Annotated in this window: 14 protein-coding genes; all 14 read right to left on the reverse strand. The window is 38.1% G+C overall.

All coding sequences use genetic code 11. From position 1 onward, the window contains the following. Positions 1-72 precede the first annotated feature (72 nt). Entirely contained in the window at positions 73-786 is a 714-nt protein-coding gene (locus tag IE867_RS11635) for a fimbrial biogenesis chaperone (RefSeq protein WP_192484890.1), read from the reverse strand. Between the two features lie 44 nt (positions 787-830). After that, positions 831-3,305, reverse strand: coding sequence for a fimbria/pilus outer membrane usher protein (locus IE867_RS11640; protein ID WP_192484891.1), 2,475 nt, complete (start codon positions 3,303-3,305; stop codon positions 831-833). A gap of 153 nt (positions 3,306-3,458) precedes the next feature. Beyond that, the gene (locus tag IE867_RS11645; protein ID WP_192484892.1) at positions 3,459-4,034 is read right to left on the reverse strand and encodes a fimbrial protein; all 576 of its coding nucleotides are present in this window, start codon (positions 4,032-4,034) and stop codon (positions 3,459-3,461) included. Between the two features lie 521 nt (positions 4,035-4,555). Beyond that, positions 4,556-5,848, reverse strand: coding sequence for an adenylosuccinate synthase (locus tag IE867_RS11650; protein WP_192484893.1), 1,293 nt, complete (start codon positions 5,846-5,848; stop codon positions 4,556-4,558). A gap of 196 nt (positions 5,849-6,044) precedes the next feature. Next, positions 6,045-6,488: a regulatory protein RecX gene (locus IE867_RS11655; protein ID WP_192484894.1), complete on the reverse strand. Its 444-nt coding sequence runs from the start codon at positions 6,486-6,488 to the stop codon at positions 6,045-6,047. Next, entirely contained in the window at positions 6,475-7,503 is a 1,029-nt protein-coding gene (recA, locus tag IE867_RS11660; protein ID WP_192484895.1) for a recombinase RecA, read from the reverse strand. The genes IE867_RS11655 and recA overlap by 14 nt, the downstream gene beginning before the upstream one ends. An 87-nt stretch (positions 7,504-7,590) precedes the next feature. Beyond that, positions 7,591-7,980, reverse strand: a complete 390-nt coding sequence (locus IE867_RS11665) for a DUF1425 domain-containing protein (protein WP_192484896.1) — start codon at positions 7,978-7,980, stop codon at positions 7,591-7,593. 58 nt (positions 7,981-8,038) lie between these two features. Beyond that, on the reverse strand, positions 8,039-9,949 hold the full coding sequence (rpoD, locus tag IE867_RS11670) for an RNA polymerase sigma factor RpoD (RefSeq protein WP_192484897.1): 1,911 nt from the start codon (positions 9,947-9,949) through the stop codon (positions 8,039-8,041). 335 nt (positions 9,950-10,284) lie between these two features. After that, positions 10,285-12,069, reverse strand: a complete 1,785-nt coding sequence (dnaG, locus tag IE867_RS11675) for a DNA primase (RefSeq protein ID WP_192484898.1) — start codon at positions 12,067-12,069, stop codon at positions 10,285-10,287. A 9-nt stretch (positions 12,070-12,078) separates the two neighbouring features. After that, complete coding sequence (locus tag IE867_RS11680) at positions 12,079-12,525, reverse strand: GatB/YqeY domain-containing protein (protein ID WP_192484899.1); 447 nt, start codon at positions 12,523-12,525, stop codon at positions 12,079-12,081. Positions 12,526-12,663: 138 nt separating this feature from the next. Next, positions 12,664-12,876, reverse strand: a complete 213-nt coding sequence (gene rpsU, locus IE867_RS11685; protein WP_117002909.1) for a 30S ribosomal protein S21 — start codon at positions 12,874-12,876, stop codon at positions 12,664-12,666. A gap of 156 nt (positions 12,877-13,032) precedes the next feature. After that, a complete protein-coding gene (locus IE867_RS11690; protein ID WP_192484900.1) occupies positions 13,033-13,554 on the reverse strand; it encodes an OmpH family outer membrane protein in 522 nt (173 codons plus the stop codon). A 59-nt stretch (positions 13,555-13,613) separates the two neighbouring features. Beyond that, positions 13,614-16,022, reverse strand: coding sequence for an outer membrane protein assembly factor BamA (gene bamA, locus IE867_RS11695; RefSeq protein ID WP_225630045.1), 2,409 nt, complete (start codon positions 16,020-16,022; stop codon positions 13,614-13,616). 30 nt (positions 16,023-16,052) lie between these two features. After that, positions 16,053-17,231: a 1-deoxy-D-xylulose-5-phosphate reductoisomerase gene (ispC, locus tag IE867_RS11700; RefSeq protein ID WP_192484901.1), complete on the reverse strand. Its 1,179-nt coding sequence runs from the start codon at positions 17,229-17,231 to the stop codon at positions 16,053-16,055. Positions 17,232-17,233: the final 2 nt, after the last annotated feature.

The following is a 17,233-nucleotide window of genomic DNA, read 5'->3' on the forward strand; positions in this document are numbered from 1 at the left end:
ATGTTTGCCTGACATAATTTTTGTTATCTTGTGAATGATATTTAACTATGCTGGTTACCATATTTCATTTACTCAAAACCGGCAAAGATAAATGTCGCCGACCGGCAAAGATAATTGTCGTTCAATATTTTTTTGGATATTTTTTGTTTTTAAGAAGTTGGGAAGAATATCTGGTTTTTTGTTTAATAATTTTAAAGAATTAACCACATAATGTGACTGATTATCAATCAACATTACTTTTCCGTTGATTTTACCAACTATTTTTCCACTTAATTCATTGTTAGATATCTGTGTGATACCTTCAGGTCGATACATCATTTTAATTTGTGAATGAATGGCAATTTGCATCCCCCCACTTATGTTTGGTTTTTTCTTTGCTTTATATGGACCTGGAATGGTTTCAGGAGGAGCATCTTGAAATTCTAGATAAAATAAAGTCTCTCGATCTTTTGGCAGTTTCGCTCTAGTTTTAGGCAATATAATCACGCGAAGAGGTAATTCATCACTTTTTGGCGGCACGATGGAGAATTTAGGTGATACAATAAAAAAATGATTCATCGAATCTTTTTCAATTTCAGCTGGTTTTAATGGATTACTTGATACTGTCCATGCTTCCAAACCATAGCTTTGTTTTTTGTCACTGTTATTTACATAGACATTGGCAAAGTTATCTTCCGCATGATATATCAATCGAGTAAAAGTAGGGGTCACATGCGATATAGCAAGGCTGCTTGACAGTATAAATCCAAAGTAGCTGATTGCTTTTATTGCCTGAATTAATTTCATTATTTATCTCCTCCTAAAAACTGTGTTATATTAACTTCATTATGCTAGGTTCTTTTGCTTTCTCTAACTAAGGTAATTTGTTGGTCTGCTTTGAAAGGTTGCAGTTTTACTTCATCAAGTAATTTATTATGTTCATCATAGAGATCGATCGTATCTCCTTTTTTAGCTATTGGTAGATAATAAAGGCTTTTATAAACAAACTCTGCTGATAGATGCTCGTTTTGATCATAAATATGATCAACATTCGGATATTGACTAACATCAATAAATAAAGAGTTACCTAATTGACTTTTAAATGTGCGGTATAAAATGGCACCTTCCACCGGTGAACCATTAGCTTGATAACGTTTAAGCCGACCATTTTGGTGTTTCCCCTCATGTAACTGAATTCTATTATGTTCATAGGGTTGCAAACCATCATAAATCCCGTAACCTTCTGCATTAGTGTAGTTATTGTAATCAACGTGAACACCAGAAACCTTCTGAGTATTGACTATTGCAAATGTTTTTCCTAGAGATTGTGTGAATATAAATCCTGTTGGTTGTGTATAAACTACCGTTCCAGATAATGAACCATCTAATGAGTATTCATCTTCATTTCTAAGACTACCGTTGAAGTTGATAAAGGTTACATTCGTATTAAAGCTAACTCCAGCATTGAGTGATTTATTTTGCTCATTGTTGGCAGATTGGCCTTTTTCTTTAGAGATGCTAGCACCAATATTTCCAGAGAACTTGCCTGTCTCACTACTATAACTATAAGATGGGTTAAATGTTACCTGACTGTTATCATAGGTAGTCGTATTAGATAGCATGTGCTGATCATTTAGGCGCCATGAGAATGTCAAAGATAGACTTTTATTTATCAAACCTGAGTCAATTCCTGAGATTATTTTACTTTGGTTATAGTTCAAAGACCAGTTAAAATTTTGTCCAATAGATCCAGTGAGTAGTAAACTTCCAGTTGCTTGCGAAGAACCATCCCAATTGTTAGAAAAGGTAGTAGAAATATCTAAATTAAATCGATTGAACAAAGATTGTTTTACACTCAATTCCAACTGATTTTTAGTGTGTTGTAAACTATCGGTTGTCTCTTGTATAGCATTTTGTAATGAGATATATTGCTTAGATTCATAAATGTAACCAACGATATTAAGGGATGACCCGATTTCATTAAATGACTTGTAATAAGTAATATGTGAGCTAAACCCATTGTAGGTATGATTATTTAACGCTGATTTAAAGGTCGCATGAATTTCTTGTAATGAGATTCCACCAATATTTCCCAAATTAACTGTTGTGCCTAAAGATTGAGACAGATAGTCTTGATTTAAAAAAATGCCACCGTAAGGGGTAAAGTAGTTATTTAGTCCATAATCAAGCTCACTTTCTGCAAATATAGGCGTTAATTTTTGATGGTCTTTGATTGATCCCAAACTCATTGTGTAATGATACACACCAGGATACAGTGCATTAGAAACAATTTGATAAGGTATACTTGTGCTTGTTTTAACACCATTGTCATCTGTAATAACTTGAGTAATACTCTCTGCTCCAATCGTATTATAATCATGAATAGCATACGGGCCTGGATTTAATTTTTTTTTGTATATCAACTGACCTCTTTGATATAATTCTAAGGTGATTGGTCCGTTAGCTACTCCAGTAATTTCTGGCTTGAAAGTATGTTGATAGGTTGGCAGCATATTAATATCATTCTGTAAAGTTGCTCCGTAAAATGAAAGTCCACCAAAAATCTGACTAGGCAATTGATTATAACCAAGTATAAATTCACTTTTGAGTTTAGGCAGAATCGTATTAGCATAGAGGTAGGATATATTATGCGTATTTTGGCTTTTGTTGAATCCATTGCCAATGCTTTTAGAAAAACCATTGTTAAACTGGCTATAAAACTGCCATTTACCCCAATTATATTTAGCAATGGTTGAATTAAAAAAACTATAATTTTTTATGTCATGCGTTTTTTGTGAAGCTAAGCTTATACCATAGGTAATATCGCCGCCACTAATACCAAATTCCCACTGTTTAGGATCAGCATAAGCTGATGCTTCTGAATCATATAAATATCCATCAGCTACTGTTAAGTTTAGATTTTGTTTAAATTGATCATAATGATAACTCACATAGGGCAAACTGTCTTTTGTAATGGTGTAATTTAATTTTTTTAACAACTTCAGAAACTTAGGTTTCGCATGAATTTGGTTAATAAATTCTAATGGAAGTTTGATTTGGACTGTTTTGTTTTTTGACAATGAACTAACTATATAATAGCTACCGATATACTTACCATTAACCAATAAATCTAAAAAATATTGCCCTACGGAAAGGTCACCTAAAAATTGTGCGTCAGTGCTAGAAAAATCTTTAAAAAAGGAGGTATTGATTTTCAGCTGATTTTTAGTTGCACCATTGACATAGCTAAAATGCAATAATGCACAGATACTAAGTAAACACAATAATTTACCATTGAACCCAATCTTCACTAAAATTCTCCCCATAAAGATCTTTTTACTAGCGCCGCCTCAAAACGCATAAAACATCATTCAATGTTAGATTATCTTTCACACTAAGCTGTAATGGATGGATAAATAGACACCTAGGTAAATCCGTGGCATCCTGCTTTGATCACATAGATGTTATCGGCGTTCCTCTTAAGATGAAGTAACAGTAAAGTTAACTTGGGCCTTCGCTGTACCAGTACCAAGTCCTCCTGCACCGGCATCAACAACTGCAATTAATTGTGCTCCATAACGCAATGATTCTGCGACCGTTTGTCCTTTATTTGGATTAATTATAGATAGTGGGTCTGCTGGAGTACCACTCCCTACTGCGTTAGAACCAGCACCAATAATTTGAAAACCGATTGTATCGTTGCCACCTGATTGCGTGTTTGCAATCCAAGTCGAATGGCTACCATACTCTGCAAAAGTAAATTTTGTCTGCACTCCGCTTGCAACGGTCGTACTACAGCCTAATAAATTGATATCAAACATTTTTGTTGAAGATAATGAAGTTCCTGCTGTAACTTTGGAGCTCGATGTGTAGCTAGTACCAAAATTAATTAGACCATTAATAACACTTCCACCACCAACTTGAATGCTACAATTCAGATTATTTATAGTCCCAGAAAGATCGATGCTGCCCTTACCATAAGTTGTGGTGGTAGCATAAGTTATACCAAACAATAAACTAGTTAACCCCATAAAAACAGCTGTTTTTTTCATCATAATAACTCCATTAATTCCTTTGATTGTATTTCTGTTAGCCTGTTCAATTTCAGGAGCATGCATGGTAATAAAAACATTTAATTTAAAAATGTATTTATTAAATTTTTAATAAAAAATATTATATATTTATATGTATATCGAATTAAAATGAACAGTTACCAAGATTCTAACTTTCAATACTTCCATTACATAAAAGTATAAGCAACAATTTTTATTGTTGCTAAAGCATATAGATTGCTTTAACAGAGTGAATTTCATAGCATACTAATTTAACAAAGTTGCAATAGCGTTTTATGAGCTTACTACGTATCGGTATAACACTTCACATATTTCGGACCATAGTTAGAGTCATAAAAAATGTTAAACTGTGTACCAAGTTAGAAACTGCCCTTTGGCTTAAGCTCAGGGTGCAGTTAACATTAGCTGAGCACAAGTCAAAGCCTTCATAAGTTTATTGACTGCATATTCACCCTTCGACTTACACTCAGGGCACAACAGCAAATAGCAATATCGCGAAGACTTTAGAAAATATTCTTCACAATCACATTCTGATTACGCTCAGGACCAGTTGAAATAATATCAATCGGTACATTAAGCGTTTTTTCGATAAAGGAGACATAGTCACGTGCTGCTTGAGGCAGTTTATCATAGTCTGTTTGCTTAAACGTCTCTTCAGACCAGCCTTTTAATGTTTTGTAAATTGGCTTGCAACGCACATAGTCGGCATTATCATACGGCGGATAGGAGACCTCTTTACCATCTAATTCATATGCCACGCAAACCTTTACCTCTCTTAAACCATCCAAAACATCAAGCTTTGTTAAACAAATTGATGTGATACTATTAATCTCAATCGCACGACGCAATGCAACCAAATCAAGCCATCCTGTGCGACGCTTACGACCTGTGACTGTACCAAACTCACAGCCTTTAACACCTAAGTGCTCACCAATTTCATCAAACAACTCAGTGGGATAAGCGCCACTACCAACACGCGTAGTATAGGCTTTGGTGATCCCGACAACCGCATCAATATAGCATGGACCAAAGCCTGCTCCTGAAGCTACCGTACCCGAGATTGTATTTGATGAGGTGACAAATGGATAAGTACCATGATCGATATCAAGCAATGTCCCTTGCGCGCCTTCAAAGATAATTTTACCTTTGTTGAGACGAATGGCATTTAACTCTGCTGATACATCAGTGATCATTGGCAAAATTGTTTTTGCATAATCTAATAATGATGCATAAGTTTCTTCTAAATCAAAATGAATATCTACTTTGTAATAATTTTGTAAAGTGAAATTATGTAGATCTAATAGATTAGTAAGTTTTGCCTTTAATTTCTCAGGGTGCGCTAGATCCCCTATACGAATCGCACGACGCGCAATTTTATCTTCATACGCGGGACCTATGCCACGCTTTGTTGTACCAATCTTGTGCTCTCCTAATGCCGCTTCACGCGCTTCATCTAAGGCAACGTGCACAGGCAATACTAAAGGGCATGCTTCACTAATACGCAAGCGATCAAACACTGGCACATTACGTGCCAATAGCTCATCCATTTCAGCATGTAAAGCTTCTAATGACACCACGACACCATTGCCAATAAAACTTTTAACGCCATCATGCAAGATGCCAGATGGAATAAGGCGCAGCTTAGTTACCTCACCATTAATGACCAAGGTATGCCCGGCATTATGACCACCTTGAAACCGTACCACGGCATCGGCTTTATCTGTCAAAAAGTCCACGACTTTACCCTTACCTTCATCACCCCACTGGCTACCTAAGATAACAATGTTATGGTTCACTGAAATTCCTCACTTTGCTAATTACAGTAGCATGTTAAAGATTTTTGATAAACTTGACAAATAAAATGCTTGAGTTTTTGTCTTGTCATGAACCACTATGCAATGATGTGTAAATGATCTGCACGGGTGAGGGATATAATTAAAACTCAACTCATTCTTGAGATGCATTGCTATCTACAGCCAACGACTCTGTTCATCAACTTGAAACAATCTCCAACGCCATGCTTAAGCTATGACCTTGGCGTTGCAGATATTGCAAGCGTTTTTGTTTCTCTTTTAGATCTTGCGCTTTATCGTGATATTTTTTTTCATAACATAATTGTGCTTGTTCAAACCAATCAATATCCAACGCGTTAAGTACCTTTTCAAAAATAGAAACATCTATACCTTTTTCATAAATAATCTTTTGTTTAATCCTCAATAATCCATAATGCTTGTATAAAGCACTTTTAATCATAAGCTCGGCACAACGCTCATCTGACTGCCAATTATTATCGACGAATTCTTGTAATAAGCTTTCAATCTCAGTCAATGAAATATGGTTACGTTGAACTAATTTTTGCTTTAGTTGTGCATAGGAATACTCTTGTTTGGATAACAAATAGAAAAGGTAATCGCGTTCGTTATTATTCTTCGGCATCGCTTGATACTGATTTATCCTTTGCCGCATTCGGTAATAACGCGGTCATTAATGCTTCATGCAAATTCTCTTTAACCTGTGGGTTTTCTTTCAAGTATACACGCACATTATCCTTGCCTTGCCCGATTCGATCACCGTTGTAGCTATACCAAGCACCGGCTTTATCGACGAGGTTATACTTCACCCCTAGATCAATCAACTCTCCTTCAAGAGATGTCCCTTCACCATAGAGGATATCAAACTCTGCCTGCTTAAATGGTGGTGAGACTTTATTTTTAACGACTTTAACCTTAGTCTCATTACCTAAGATTTCATCCCCCTTCTTAATCGGGCTACCACGACGAATCTCTAAACGCACTGACGAGTAAAACTTCAGTGCATTACCACCTGTGGTTGTCTCAGGATTGCCAAACATTACACCAATCTTCATACGAATCTGGTTAATAAATACCACCAATGTATTAGAGCGCTTGATATTGGCTGTTAATTTACGTAAGGCTTGTGACATTAAGCGCGCTTGTAAGCCCATATGTGAATCACCCATTTCACCTTCAATCTCAGCTTTTGGCGTCAAGGCAGCAACTGAGTCAACAACAACAATATCAACACCACCTGAACGTACCAACATATCGGTAATCTCAAGCGCTTGCTCACCTGTATCGGGCTGTGACACGATTAGGCTTTTAAGGTCAACGCCCAAAGCTTCGGCATAAACTGGATCAAGCGCATGCTCAGCATCAATAAAAGCAGCTGTTCCGCCATTTTTTTGACACTGTGCAATCGCTTGTAATGTTAACGTTGTTTTACCTGAAGATTCCGCGCCATAGATTTCAACAACACGACCTTTTGGTAAACCGCCAACCCCTAAAGCGATATCTAAACCAATGGACCCTGTGGAAATTACTTCGATATCTTTAGCCAAATCAGTATCACCCATACGCATAATGGAGCCTTTACCAAATTGTCTTTCAATTTGTGATAACGCTGAATTTAATGCTTGTTCTTTATTGCTCATAAACTTCCTCGAATAGATAAATATGTAAGATTTAAAACACGGGAATTAATGTAACATTTATGTGGAATGAACAAAAGGGGTAATACTCTACACTCGACAAAAAGAAACATTATAGCTTGTGGCATCTGGCGTTGGTGCGCTAAAGGTAATCATCTTTTGCAAATCACCATAAACCTCTACTGGCGTCCACGGTTGTGGCTGACCAACATTAAAGCCGCTTTTATCTAGCCATTGCACTTGATACTGGAAGTTTTGAGTTGCTGATTTTTTGTTTTGCACCAACACTTGCCCTTGAATCGTATCACCTGCTGATGTTCGTACTACTGGTTGCATGGCTTTTAGCTGACCAAAGCCAGAACCAAAACTCTCTGCAGATGTTGCATTGGCAGGAATTGTAATACAACGACTAGCACACCCTGTTAACCCTAACGCTAACAAAGTGGCAATACTTGCATATTTAAGCTTAATCATATCCATTTTTATAACTCCTTTGATACGCAAATAAATAGCATTAGCCAAAAATCAAAAGCAAAACTTATGATGATTCAGATAAGAAACTCTTTAACGTTTCTGATCGCGATGGGTGTCTTAACTTACGCAGTGCCTTTGCTTCAATCTGACGAATACGCTCACGTGTCACATCAAATTGCTTACCAACTTCCTCTAAAGTGTGATCAGTGTTCATATCAATGCCAAAGCGCATACGTAATACTTTTGCTTCACGTTCAGTTAGTGTGCTTAGAATATCTTTAGTTACTTCACGCAAACTCTCACTTGTCGCACTATCCACTGGTGAATCAGATACTGAATCCTCAATAAAGTCACCTAAGTTAGAATCCTCATCATCACCAATTGGCGTTTCCATCGAGATCGGCTCTTTGGCAATCTTCATAATTCTACGAATCTTATCTTCCGACATATCAATATGTTGGCTTAATTCCTCAGGTGTGGCCTCTTTACCTGTTTCTTGTAAGATCTGACGCGAGATACGATTCAGCTTATTAATTGTCTCAATCATATGCACAGGAATACGAATCGTGCGCGCCTGATCGGCGATTGAACGGGTAATTGCTTGGCGAATCCACCACGTTGCATAGGTTGAAAACTTATAACCACGACGATATTCAAATTTATCAACCGCTTTCATCAAACCAATATTACCCTCTTGAATTAGATCCAAGAACTGTAGTCCTCTGTTGGTGTATTTCTTAGCAATCGAAATCACCAAGCGCAAGTTTGCCTCAATCATCTCTTTCTTTGCACGTCGGGCTTTTGCTTCACCTACTGAAATGCGTTTGCTCGCTTCACGCAAATCATAAATTGACATATCCGCGCGATCTTCAATTAATCCTAGTTTCACCTGAATTGCTTTAGCATCTTCAAGCACATTGACAAGATCTGGATGCTTATCAATACAACTATCTAGCCAATTGGTATCCGTTTCACGTCCTTGAAAACGCGATACAAAATACTGCTTCGGCATTTTGCCTTTTTCGATACATAAACGCATAATTTTGCGATCATGCCCGCGAATTTCAGTTACCAAACCTCGAATTGAGTTAATCATGCGGTTCAGCTGTGCACTGGTATAACGCATGCTTAAGAACAATGCAGACACTTCGCTAGCCGCATTAATATATGCCTTGCTACCTACCTCTTGATCTAGTAAGTAATTAAATTTAGCTTCAATCTCGGCAAATTTTTGCGCTGCCACCTCAGGGTCAGGTCCTGTATCTTCCGCAGTGTCTACCGTCCCACCACTTGATTCCTCGTCATCATCAGAACTACTTTCTTCTGTTTGATTTTCTTCTAACGTTTCTTCTGGATTATCAAGCATTGATCCAACATCTGTACCTGAGGCATCAATTTCATCACCCTCATTAAAACCAGAGATTAAATCAGAGAATTTAATAAACTTATATAATGGTGTTTCTTCTCTTTCCTCATCCTCAAGTTGCATATGCTCTTCACGTGCTGCATCTGTTAAATCCTGATAGCGCCCTAATAACGACTTAATGACATAAGGATATTCGGATAATGCATTAAGCACCTCTTTAGTACCATGTTCAATCCGTTTAGCAATTTCGATTTCACCTGAGCGTGTTAACAGATCAACCGCACCCATCTCACGCATATACATTCTAACAGGGTCGGTAGTGCGCCCAAAATCACCATCAGAAGATAAAGCTTGCACCGCGTCATCATCTGATGTGTTCTCTGACTCAGCTTCAAGCAATAACAAATCTTCCGCATCAGGCGCTGATTCAAATACCTTGACACCGACATCATTGATCATCTGAATTACTTCTTCAATACGCTCAGGATCGGTAATTTCATCTGGCAAATAATCATTAACATCAGCATAGGTCAAATAGCCTTGCTCGCGTCCTAACGCTAGTAACTCTTTGATTCTTGAGAGTTGTTGTTCTTTTGTTTGATCTGACATTAAAATCTCACTTCTTAAGTTTCTTAACTACTTATTTACTGAAATTATGCACTTTCTCTCTTTCAACACCCCGCCTCGCAAGCTAGGCACCCCTCTTCACAAGAAGGGGGATGTAAAATCAACCTTTGCCCAATTCCCCTCCTTCACAGGAGGGTGGCAGCCGCAGGCTGACGGAGTGTTTTTAAAGTCATAGCTTTTTCTAAAATGCGTAACTTCAGTTATTTACATCGCTAAGCGCGCGCATGAAAAGCGACCTATCAACGTCCAAATCACATCGATGATCACATCCAATACGCTTACCCCTTTGGCGATTTAGCAACATAAATCAAGTGTAGCTATATTTTTTCTACTTTGTATAAAATTGCTTGCATTCTTTGTTTTTCTGTCGCTGTTAAGATAGATGTTTTTGCTTTTAATATCAGGTGTTCTAATTCGTTTTGACATGCCTGCTTCATTATCTTATCTAACATCGCCATTAATTCATCAATAAGCTGCACTGCATCAAGCTCGCTTTGTGCTTGCAATAGCTGATAGAAATACGCCTTAAATTGCGGATATTTTTCAACAAGCATTTGCACAAGCACAGCAGAAGACAGCCCGCTATTTTGCCTGATTACTTTCAAAGCATCAAGCAAAATAAAGTGCTGTTCTGTTACACATTCAAATTCTATTGCCGGTTGCGCATTCAGCGCATCATGCACCTCTGTTGGCATACTTAACAAATATGCTAATGCTTTTTCAACCAAGCTCAGCTTATTAACGTTTAACTGCCAACGTTTTAGCTGCATGTTGCTATCATTTTGTTTTGTATCATGCGCTTTTTGTTTGATCATCCGTTGCAACTGCAACGAAGACACATGAGTTGCTTTCGCCAATTGCTCAACAATCATCAGCGTATAGGCACTTTCAGGAATGGCTTTTAATACTCGCTTTGCCTCTTCAATCAATTGCGCCAGACTATCTGCGCTGTTTAAATCATATTTACCTAATAGATTTTGGATAAAGAAATCGGCTGCACTTAAGGCCTCTTTTAAGGCATTATTAAAACCTTCTAGCCTCATCTCTTTGATATATGAATCTGGGTCATGCTCTTTCGGCAATAGCAAAAATCGTGCTTTTTTATGCTCATCCAGCACAGGCAACACCATCTCAAATGCTCTTAAAGCAGCATTTTGCCCAGCGGTATCGCCATCAAAGCACAAAATAATCTCTGAGGTGTGACGAAACAATGTCTTTAAGTGCGACGCTGATAAAGCAGTTCCTAATGTTGCAACTGCTGTGGTATAACCATGTTGATGCAAGCCAATGACATCCATATAGCCTTCAACCACCATGATATGCTCAGGATTTTTATGCTGAGTTTTAAGCTCATACAAGCCATATAGCTCATGACTTTTAAAAAACACAGGCGTTTCAGGTGAGTTAAGATATTTAGGATTGGCATCTTTATTAGGCAACACGCGCCCACCAAACCCCACAACTGAACCTTTACGATTACGTATCGGAAACATCAAGCGCTCGCGAAAACGATCATATGCTCCACCCTTATCTTTACGGATCACTAAGCCTGCCTGATCCAAAACATCCAATGAAAATTGCTTTTTCAACACATCATACAATGCTTGCCATTGATTAGGCGCATAACCCATTTGAAAATACTTCGCTGTTTTTGCTGAGAGTTCTCGCGATTTAATATACTCGATAACTTCATCTTTATTGGCATCAAAGCGCAAACACCATTGAAAATATTTATTTGCCGCTTGTAAGGCATCATAAATTGATTGTGTTAATTTATCTTTGGATTGATCTTTACCACTTTGATCATAAGGCACCTCAAGATTTTGCATCAACGCAAGCTCTTCAACCGCCTCAATAAAACTTAAGCTATTGTAATCTGCAATAAAATCAATGACATCACCAGAGGCATGGCAGCCAAAGCAGTGATAAAGTTGCTTATCTGGACTGACTGAAAATGATGGCGTTTTTTCATTATGAAATGGGCAGCACGCCATGAAATTTTTGCCCGTTTTTTTGAGCGTGACATATTTTGAAATAACATCAACAATATCAGTCGATGCGACGACTTGACGGATAAAATCAGCGGGAATATTCCCCTTCATGGCGAGTGTTTACGATAATTGTGATTTGATCATTGAACCGACTTTACCCATATCAGCACGACCATTAAGTTCTGCTTTTATCGCACTCATAATCTTACCCATATCTTTCACTGAAGAAGCACCAACTTCTAAAATAGCACGTTGGATAATTTCAATAATCTCATCTTCTGATAATGGTTTTGGTAAGTAAACTTGTAAAATTTCAATTTCATCAAGCTCTTTTTGTGCAAGCTCTTCTCTGCCTGCGCGCTTAAACTGCTCTGCAGAGTCTTTGCGTTGCTTGATCATTTTTGTCAGGATACTAATCACATCATCCTCAGTTACCTCAACACGCTCATCAACCTCTTTTTGCTTAAATGCCGCCAACGCCATACGGATCGTTGATAAACGATTTTTATCTTTATTTTTCATTGAGGTTTTCATATCTTCAACAAGACGTGCGCGTATTTCAGACATTTGCTAAATCCTAACAGTTTTATTTATTAAACTAAGTATATGTATAGTTTTTTTGATTGCCATAAACACAGAAGCCAACTACACCGTTAAAGCATAGCTGGCCAACTGTTTATTGCAATCTTTTACTTCTTCTACTTCCTAGCGGCGAGCTGCTGCTGGCGTTGAACGCATAGACTGCTTCATTGAACGCTTAACTGCAGCTGCTTTTTTGCGTTTGCGCTCCCATGTTGGCTTCTCATAAAATTCTCTACGACGAAGTTCAGAAACGATTCCCGCTTTTTCACAGCTACGCTTGAAACGGCGCAATGCAACATCAAATGGTTCTGTTTCTCTTACACGTACTGCTGGCATACATCTCACCTCGCTTAAATGCCATCTAAAATTTTTTTAAAGTCGATTATCTAAGTTTACACGCTTCTGATTCATTTTGTTGAATACTTTAAAGACATCTAAAATTAAATGCGCGCTAAGTCTACAAACTTTTCCTTTGAAAGGCAAAGAATTTCTCTATTTTTTATCTTTTTTCATCTGTGCTACGACTTGACTAGTTACATCCACTTTCAAATCAGGTGCCGCGTATGCTACTGCTTGCGAGCTTAGGATTAGGCTATACTTACCTTCTTTAGCAACAGCTTCAACCGCAGTATTAAAGCTTGCTTGGAAATCTTGAGCAATTTTTTGCTCTTGCTGCATCTCGCTTTGCTTAAATGCCATGGCTTGTTGTTTGAATTTATCCTGCTCATCAGTTAATGCTTTTTGCTGCTTATCCAAATCAGATTTCGTTAACGTTGGTGCATTCGTTTGCAAAGTTTGCATTTTTTCTACCAAACTCTGTTGCTGTTTTTGCAACTCATCCGCTTTTGGCTTTAACTTCGTTTGTAATGCCTGAATACTCTGTTCACCTTGTGGCACGGATTGATAAATCTCAACCGGATTAACTAAGCCAATTTTTAAGCTGCTTGCATCTGCAGCAAAGGCAGCACTCGTCACAGCCATTGACGCCAAACCAATCATTGCTAATTTTTTCATATTTACTCCTTAGATTTAACTAAATTTGAAATCTTGATCATACTTTTCAACTTAACGGGTTAGAACGTTTGCCCCAGTGTGAACTGGAATACTTGCGTTGAATCTCCTGGTTTAGCATTTAATGGTTTTGCCAAGCTAAATGCCATTGCACCTAAAGGCGACAACCATTGGAACTCAACACCCACTGAATAACGTAGGTTTGAGAATGTTGGCGACTTATCACCGGCCGTTCCTGGCCAAATGACACCGCTATTTGTACCTGAATTATACGTTGGAATATTGTAAGTGTTATAAACATTACCCGCATCAAAGAACACACCCAGACGCATATTGCGACTATCTTTTAAGCCTGGGATTGGGAACAAAATATCCATATTCGTATACACATTTAAATTACCACCAATAGCATTACCTTGCTCTGGCTGCGGTGGCGTACCGTTTGGTGTATAGGTATCAGAAGGCCCCATACCCCCTTGAGAGAAACCACGAACCGAGCCCCAGCCTCCGCCATAGAAATTCTGGAAGAATGGTAAGTACTCGGTGCTTCCATAGCCATTACCATAACCAAGTCCACCTTTAACAGAAAGTGTGACATCGCCAACAATCGGATGGAAGAATCCGGCAGATCCTGTGACTTTATACCACTGCAGATCACTAATTCCTGGCACTGATACAGTACCATTTAAACCTAAAGTTGTCCCTTCTGTCGGGAAGAACGCGCGATTCGTTGAATTATGATTCCAACCCAAATTAACAGTAAATGTATTAAACGAGGTTTGACCGCCATTTTGATTAACAAACCACTCTAAAATACTCGATGTACCACCACTTGGTTGCAATACTTGTGTGTGATCAACGCCACCGCCGACACTAATCGAGTCAAATGCTGATGTTGGAATACTATAACCTAAATTCGCACCATATTGATTCAAGCGATAGCTCGCAATTGAGGTATCATCATAATCCGTACGTGACAAATAGGTACTAATCGTTTGACTTATGCCTGATTGGGTAAAATACGGATCGGTATACGACATATTCAAGCTTTGATAAACACTTGATAAATTCGCGCCAATAGAAAACTGATTCCCCGTACCTTGAATATTTGGTAGTGATAGGTTACCACCAATCATAAAGTTATATAGTTGTGAATAACCAATACTTGCACTGACTGTATTGGCACTTCTTTCTTTAATGTCATAATCCATGTTAACCAAATCATCCGAGCCAGGGACTGGGACTTTTTTAACCGTTACATCTTGGACAAATGGCATTCTTTGTAACTTAATCTTCGATTGATCAATCATCGATTGATTATAAACACCTGATTCAAAATATTGCATCTGTCGACGATAGACGTAGTCATTAGTGACATTATTCCCTAGGAAATTAATCTGATTAATATAGACTTTTTTACCAGGATCGATATAGAAAGTTAATGCTACTGTCTTATTATCTTTATCAACATTAGGTACTGGATTAACATTGGCAAAGGCATAACCTTTGTTCCCCAGCGCTTGCGTAATTGCCTTAGCACTATCTAGTACTTTTTGGCGTGAGAATGTGTCTCCTGCTTTAAAACTAATAAGCTTCTCAAGATCGGCTTTCGCAATAACAAATTTACCTTCTAATGATACTTTAGAGACTTTGTACACTTCACCTTCACTGACATCAAAGGCGATAAATGCATTTTCTTTATTTGGTGATAGCGAGGCTTGGTGTGATGTCACTTTAAAATCCAAGTAACCATTATTCATATAGTAATTATTCAGATCCTCAGTTGAGGACTGCATATTGGTTGGCGAGTAATCCGCCTTTGAGGTAAACAACCCCCATAAATTCCAAATTGACGGCGTTTTAAAGGTGATATTATCAAGAAGCTCACTTTGCGAGAATGCTTTATTACCAATCACATTAATGCGACGCACGGTTGCGGTTTTGCCTTCAGCAATATTAATCTTGATTGCCACACGATTACGCGCTTCTTTAATCTCTTGTATATCAACTGTTGTTGAGTAATAACCCATCAACGCATATTGCATCAACAACGACTGCTTGACCTGAAATAGTATCTCAGGATTAGCAATATTACCAACATCAAGCCCTGCTTCACGCAAGACTTTTTTCATGTCATCGTTTTTGATCTTATCATTACCATCAAAATCAACCGCACTGATGGCTGGGCGCTCTGACACCTTCACAATCAGGCTGTTACCATCTTGATATAGCTGTACATTTTTGAAAAAACCACTACTATAAAGCGACTTGATTGCCTCATTAGTTTCTGCTGCGTCTACCTTTTCACCTGTATGAATACCTAAATCATTCAGTACAGTTTCTTTTGAGATACGCTCCAAACCTTCAACTTTTATACTTTTAGCAATAAAGCTATTTTGTGCGTAGGCACCAGTAAAAGGTGCCACGCCTAAAAGCGTAAGTAACAATGTTTTTTTCAATGACAAGCTCAAGCTAATCTTCCTTCATTTAAATTATTTTATTCAATCTTTCTTTGTATTTAAAAGCACCGAAACATGTTTACGCGCCTGCAAATCAATAGCGACAACATCATCAATGGTTTCCGGTTTATTCAATTTTATCGTCTGCAAAACCCGTTCAATATACTCGATTATTTCCAAATATTGTATTTTTTCCGCCAAAAAAGCCTCAACAAGCACTTCATTGGTAGCATTTAACACAATTGTTGCAGCATAATCTTGACGCTTTATCATATCACACACCAATGGAATGAGTGCGAAACGCTGCCCATCCAATGCATTAAAACTTAATGGTTTAGCAGTAAAATCAAGCTTTGGCACATTGATTTTGTGCCTTTGTGGATAATACATCGCATAACCAATCGGCGTTTTCATATCCGGTGTTCCCATCTGCGCGATAAAACTCCCATCGTGATACTCCACCATAGAATGCACAATGCTTTGTGGGTGAATCAGCACTTCAATTTTTTCAATAGGCACTTGAAATAACCAATAAGCCTCAATAATCTCTAACGCTTTATTCATCATCGTCGACGAATCAACGGATATCTTGCGCCCCATCTGCCAATTAGGATGTGCGCACGCCTCATCGGGCGTAATACCTTTAAGCTCATCCAATGACTTTTCGCGAAAAGGACCGCCTGAGGCCGTTAGGATAATTCTAGAGATTGCCTGTTGATCATAATGCTTATCTTGATCAGGCAAACATTGAAAAATTGCGTTGTGCTCACTATCGACAGGTAAGATCATTGCACCAGATTGTTTTGCTGCACGCATGAAAATCTCACCTGCAGTGACCAATGCTTCTTTATTAGCCAATAAAATGGTTTTGCCTTTATTAACAGCTGCAAACGTTGGTGCCAATCCTGCAATACCAACAATAGCAGCCATAACCATATCAACTTCATCAGCACTTGCGACAGAAACAAGCGCCTCTTTACCATACAGCACTATCGTCTGACAACCTGAAGCTTTAAGATCATTGCTCAGCTTATTTGCTAAGCTTTCATCTGCAACCACGGCATAATGTGGCGTAAATTCAAGACATTGCTGATATAACAGCTCGATATTACGATGTGCAGTCAATGCATAAATTTTAAAATCAGCAGGGTTATCGCGAATAATCTCTAGCGTATTAACACCAATTGATCCTGTCGCCCCCAAAATTGTGATGACTTTCACGG

This window comes from Cysteiniphilum marinum (assembly GCF_014857925.1).
GTDB lineage: Bacteria > Pseudomonadota > Gammaproteobacteria > Francisellales > Francisellaceae > Caedibacter > Caedibacter marinus.

Bases quoted from the DNA above. Each gene is read 5' to 3' on its own strand.
- IE867_RS11655 (WP_192484894.1), bottom strand. From the start codon at position 6,488: ATGCCGAAGAATAATAACGAACGCGATTACCTTTTCTATTTGTTATCC.
- rpsU (WP_117002909.1), bottom strand. From the start codon at position 12,876: ATGCCAGCAGTACGTGTAAGAGAAACAGAACCATTTGATGTTGCATTG.
- IE867_RS11665 (WP_192484896.1), bottom strand. From the start codon at position 7,980: ATGGATATGATTAAGCTTAAATATGCAAGTATTGCCACTTTGTTAGCG.
- IE867_RS11640 (WP_192484891.1), bottom strand. From the start codon at position 3,305: ATGGGGAGAATTTTAGTGAAGATTGGGTTCAATGGTAAATTATTGTGT.
- IE867_RS11690 (WP_192484900.1), bottom strand. From the start codon at position 13,554: ATGAAAAAATTAGCAATGATTGGTTTGGCGTCAATGGCTGTGACGAGT.
- rpoD (WP_192484897.1), bottom strand. From the start codon at position 9,949: ATGTCAGATCAAACAAAAGAACAACAACTCTCAAGAATCAAAGAGTTA.
- IE867_RS11680 (WP_192484899.1), bottom strand. From the start codon at position 12,525: ATGTCTGAAATACGCGCACGTCTTGTTGAAGATATGAAAACCTCAATG.
- IE867_RS11645 (WP_192484892.1), bottom strand. From the start codon at position 4,034: ATGATGAAAAAAACAGCTGTTTTTATGGGGTTAACTAGTTTATTGTTT.
- recA (WP_192484895.1), bottom strand. From the start codon at position 7,503: ATGAGCAATAAAGAACAAGCATTAAATTCAGCGTTATCACAAATTGAA.
- IE867_RS11635 (WP_192484890.1), bottom strand. From the start codon at position 786: ATGAAATTAATTCAGGCAATAAAAGCAATCAGCTACTTTGGATTTATA.
- dnaG (WP_192484898.1), bottom strand. From the start codon at position 12,069: ATGAAGGGGAATATTCCCGCTGATTTTATCCGTCAAGTCGTCGCATCG.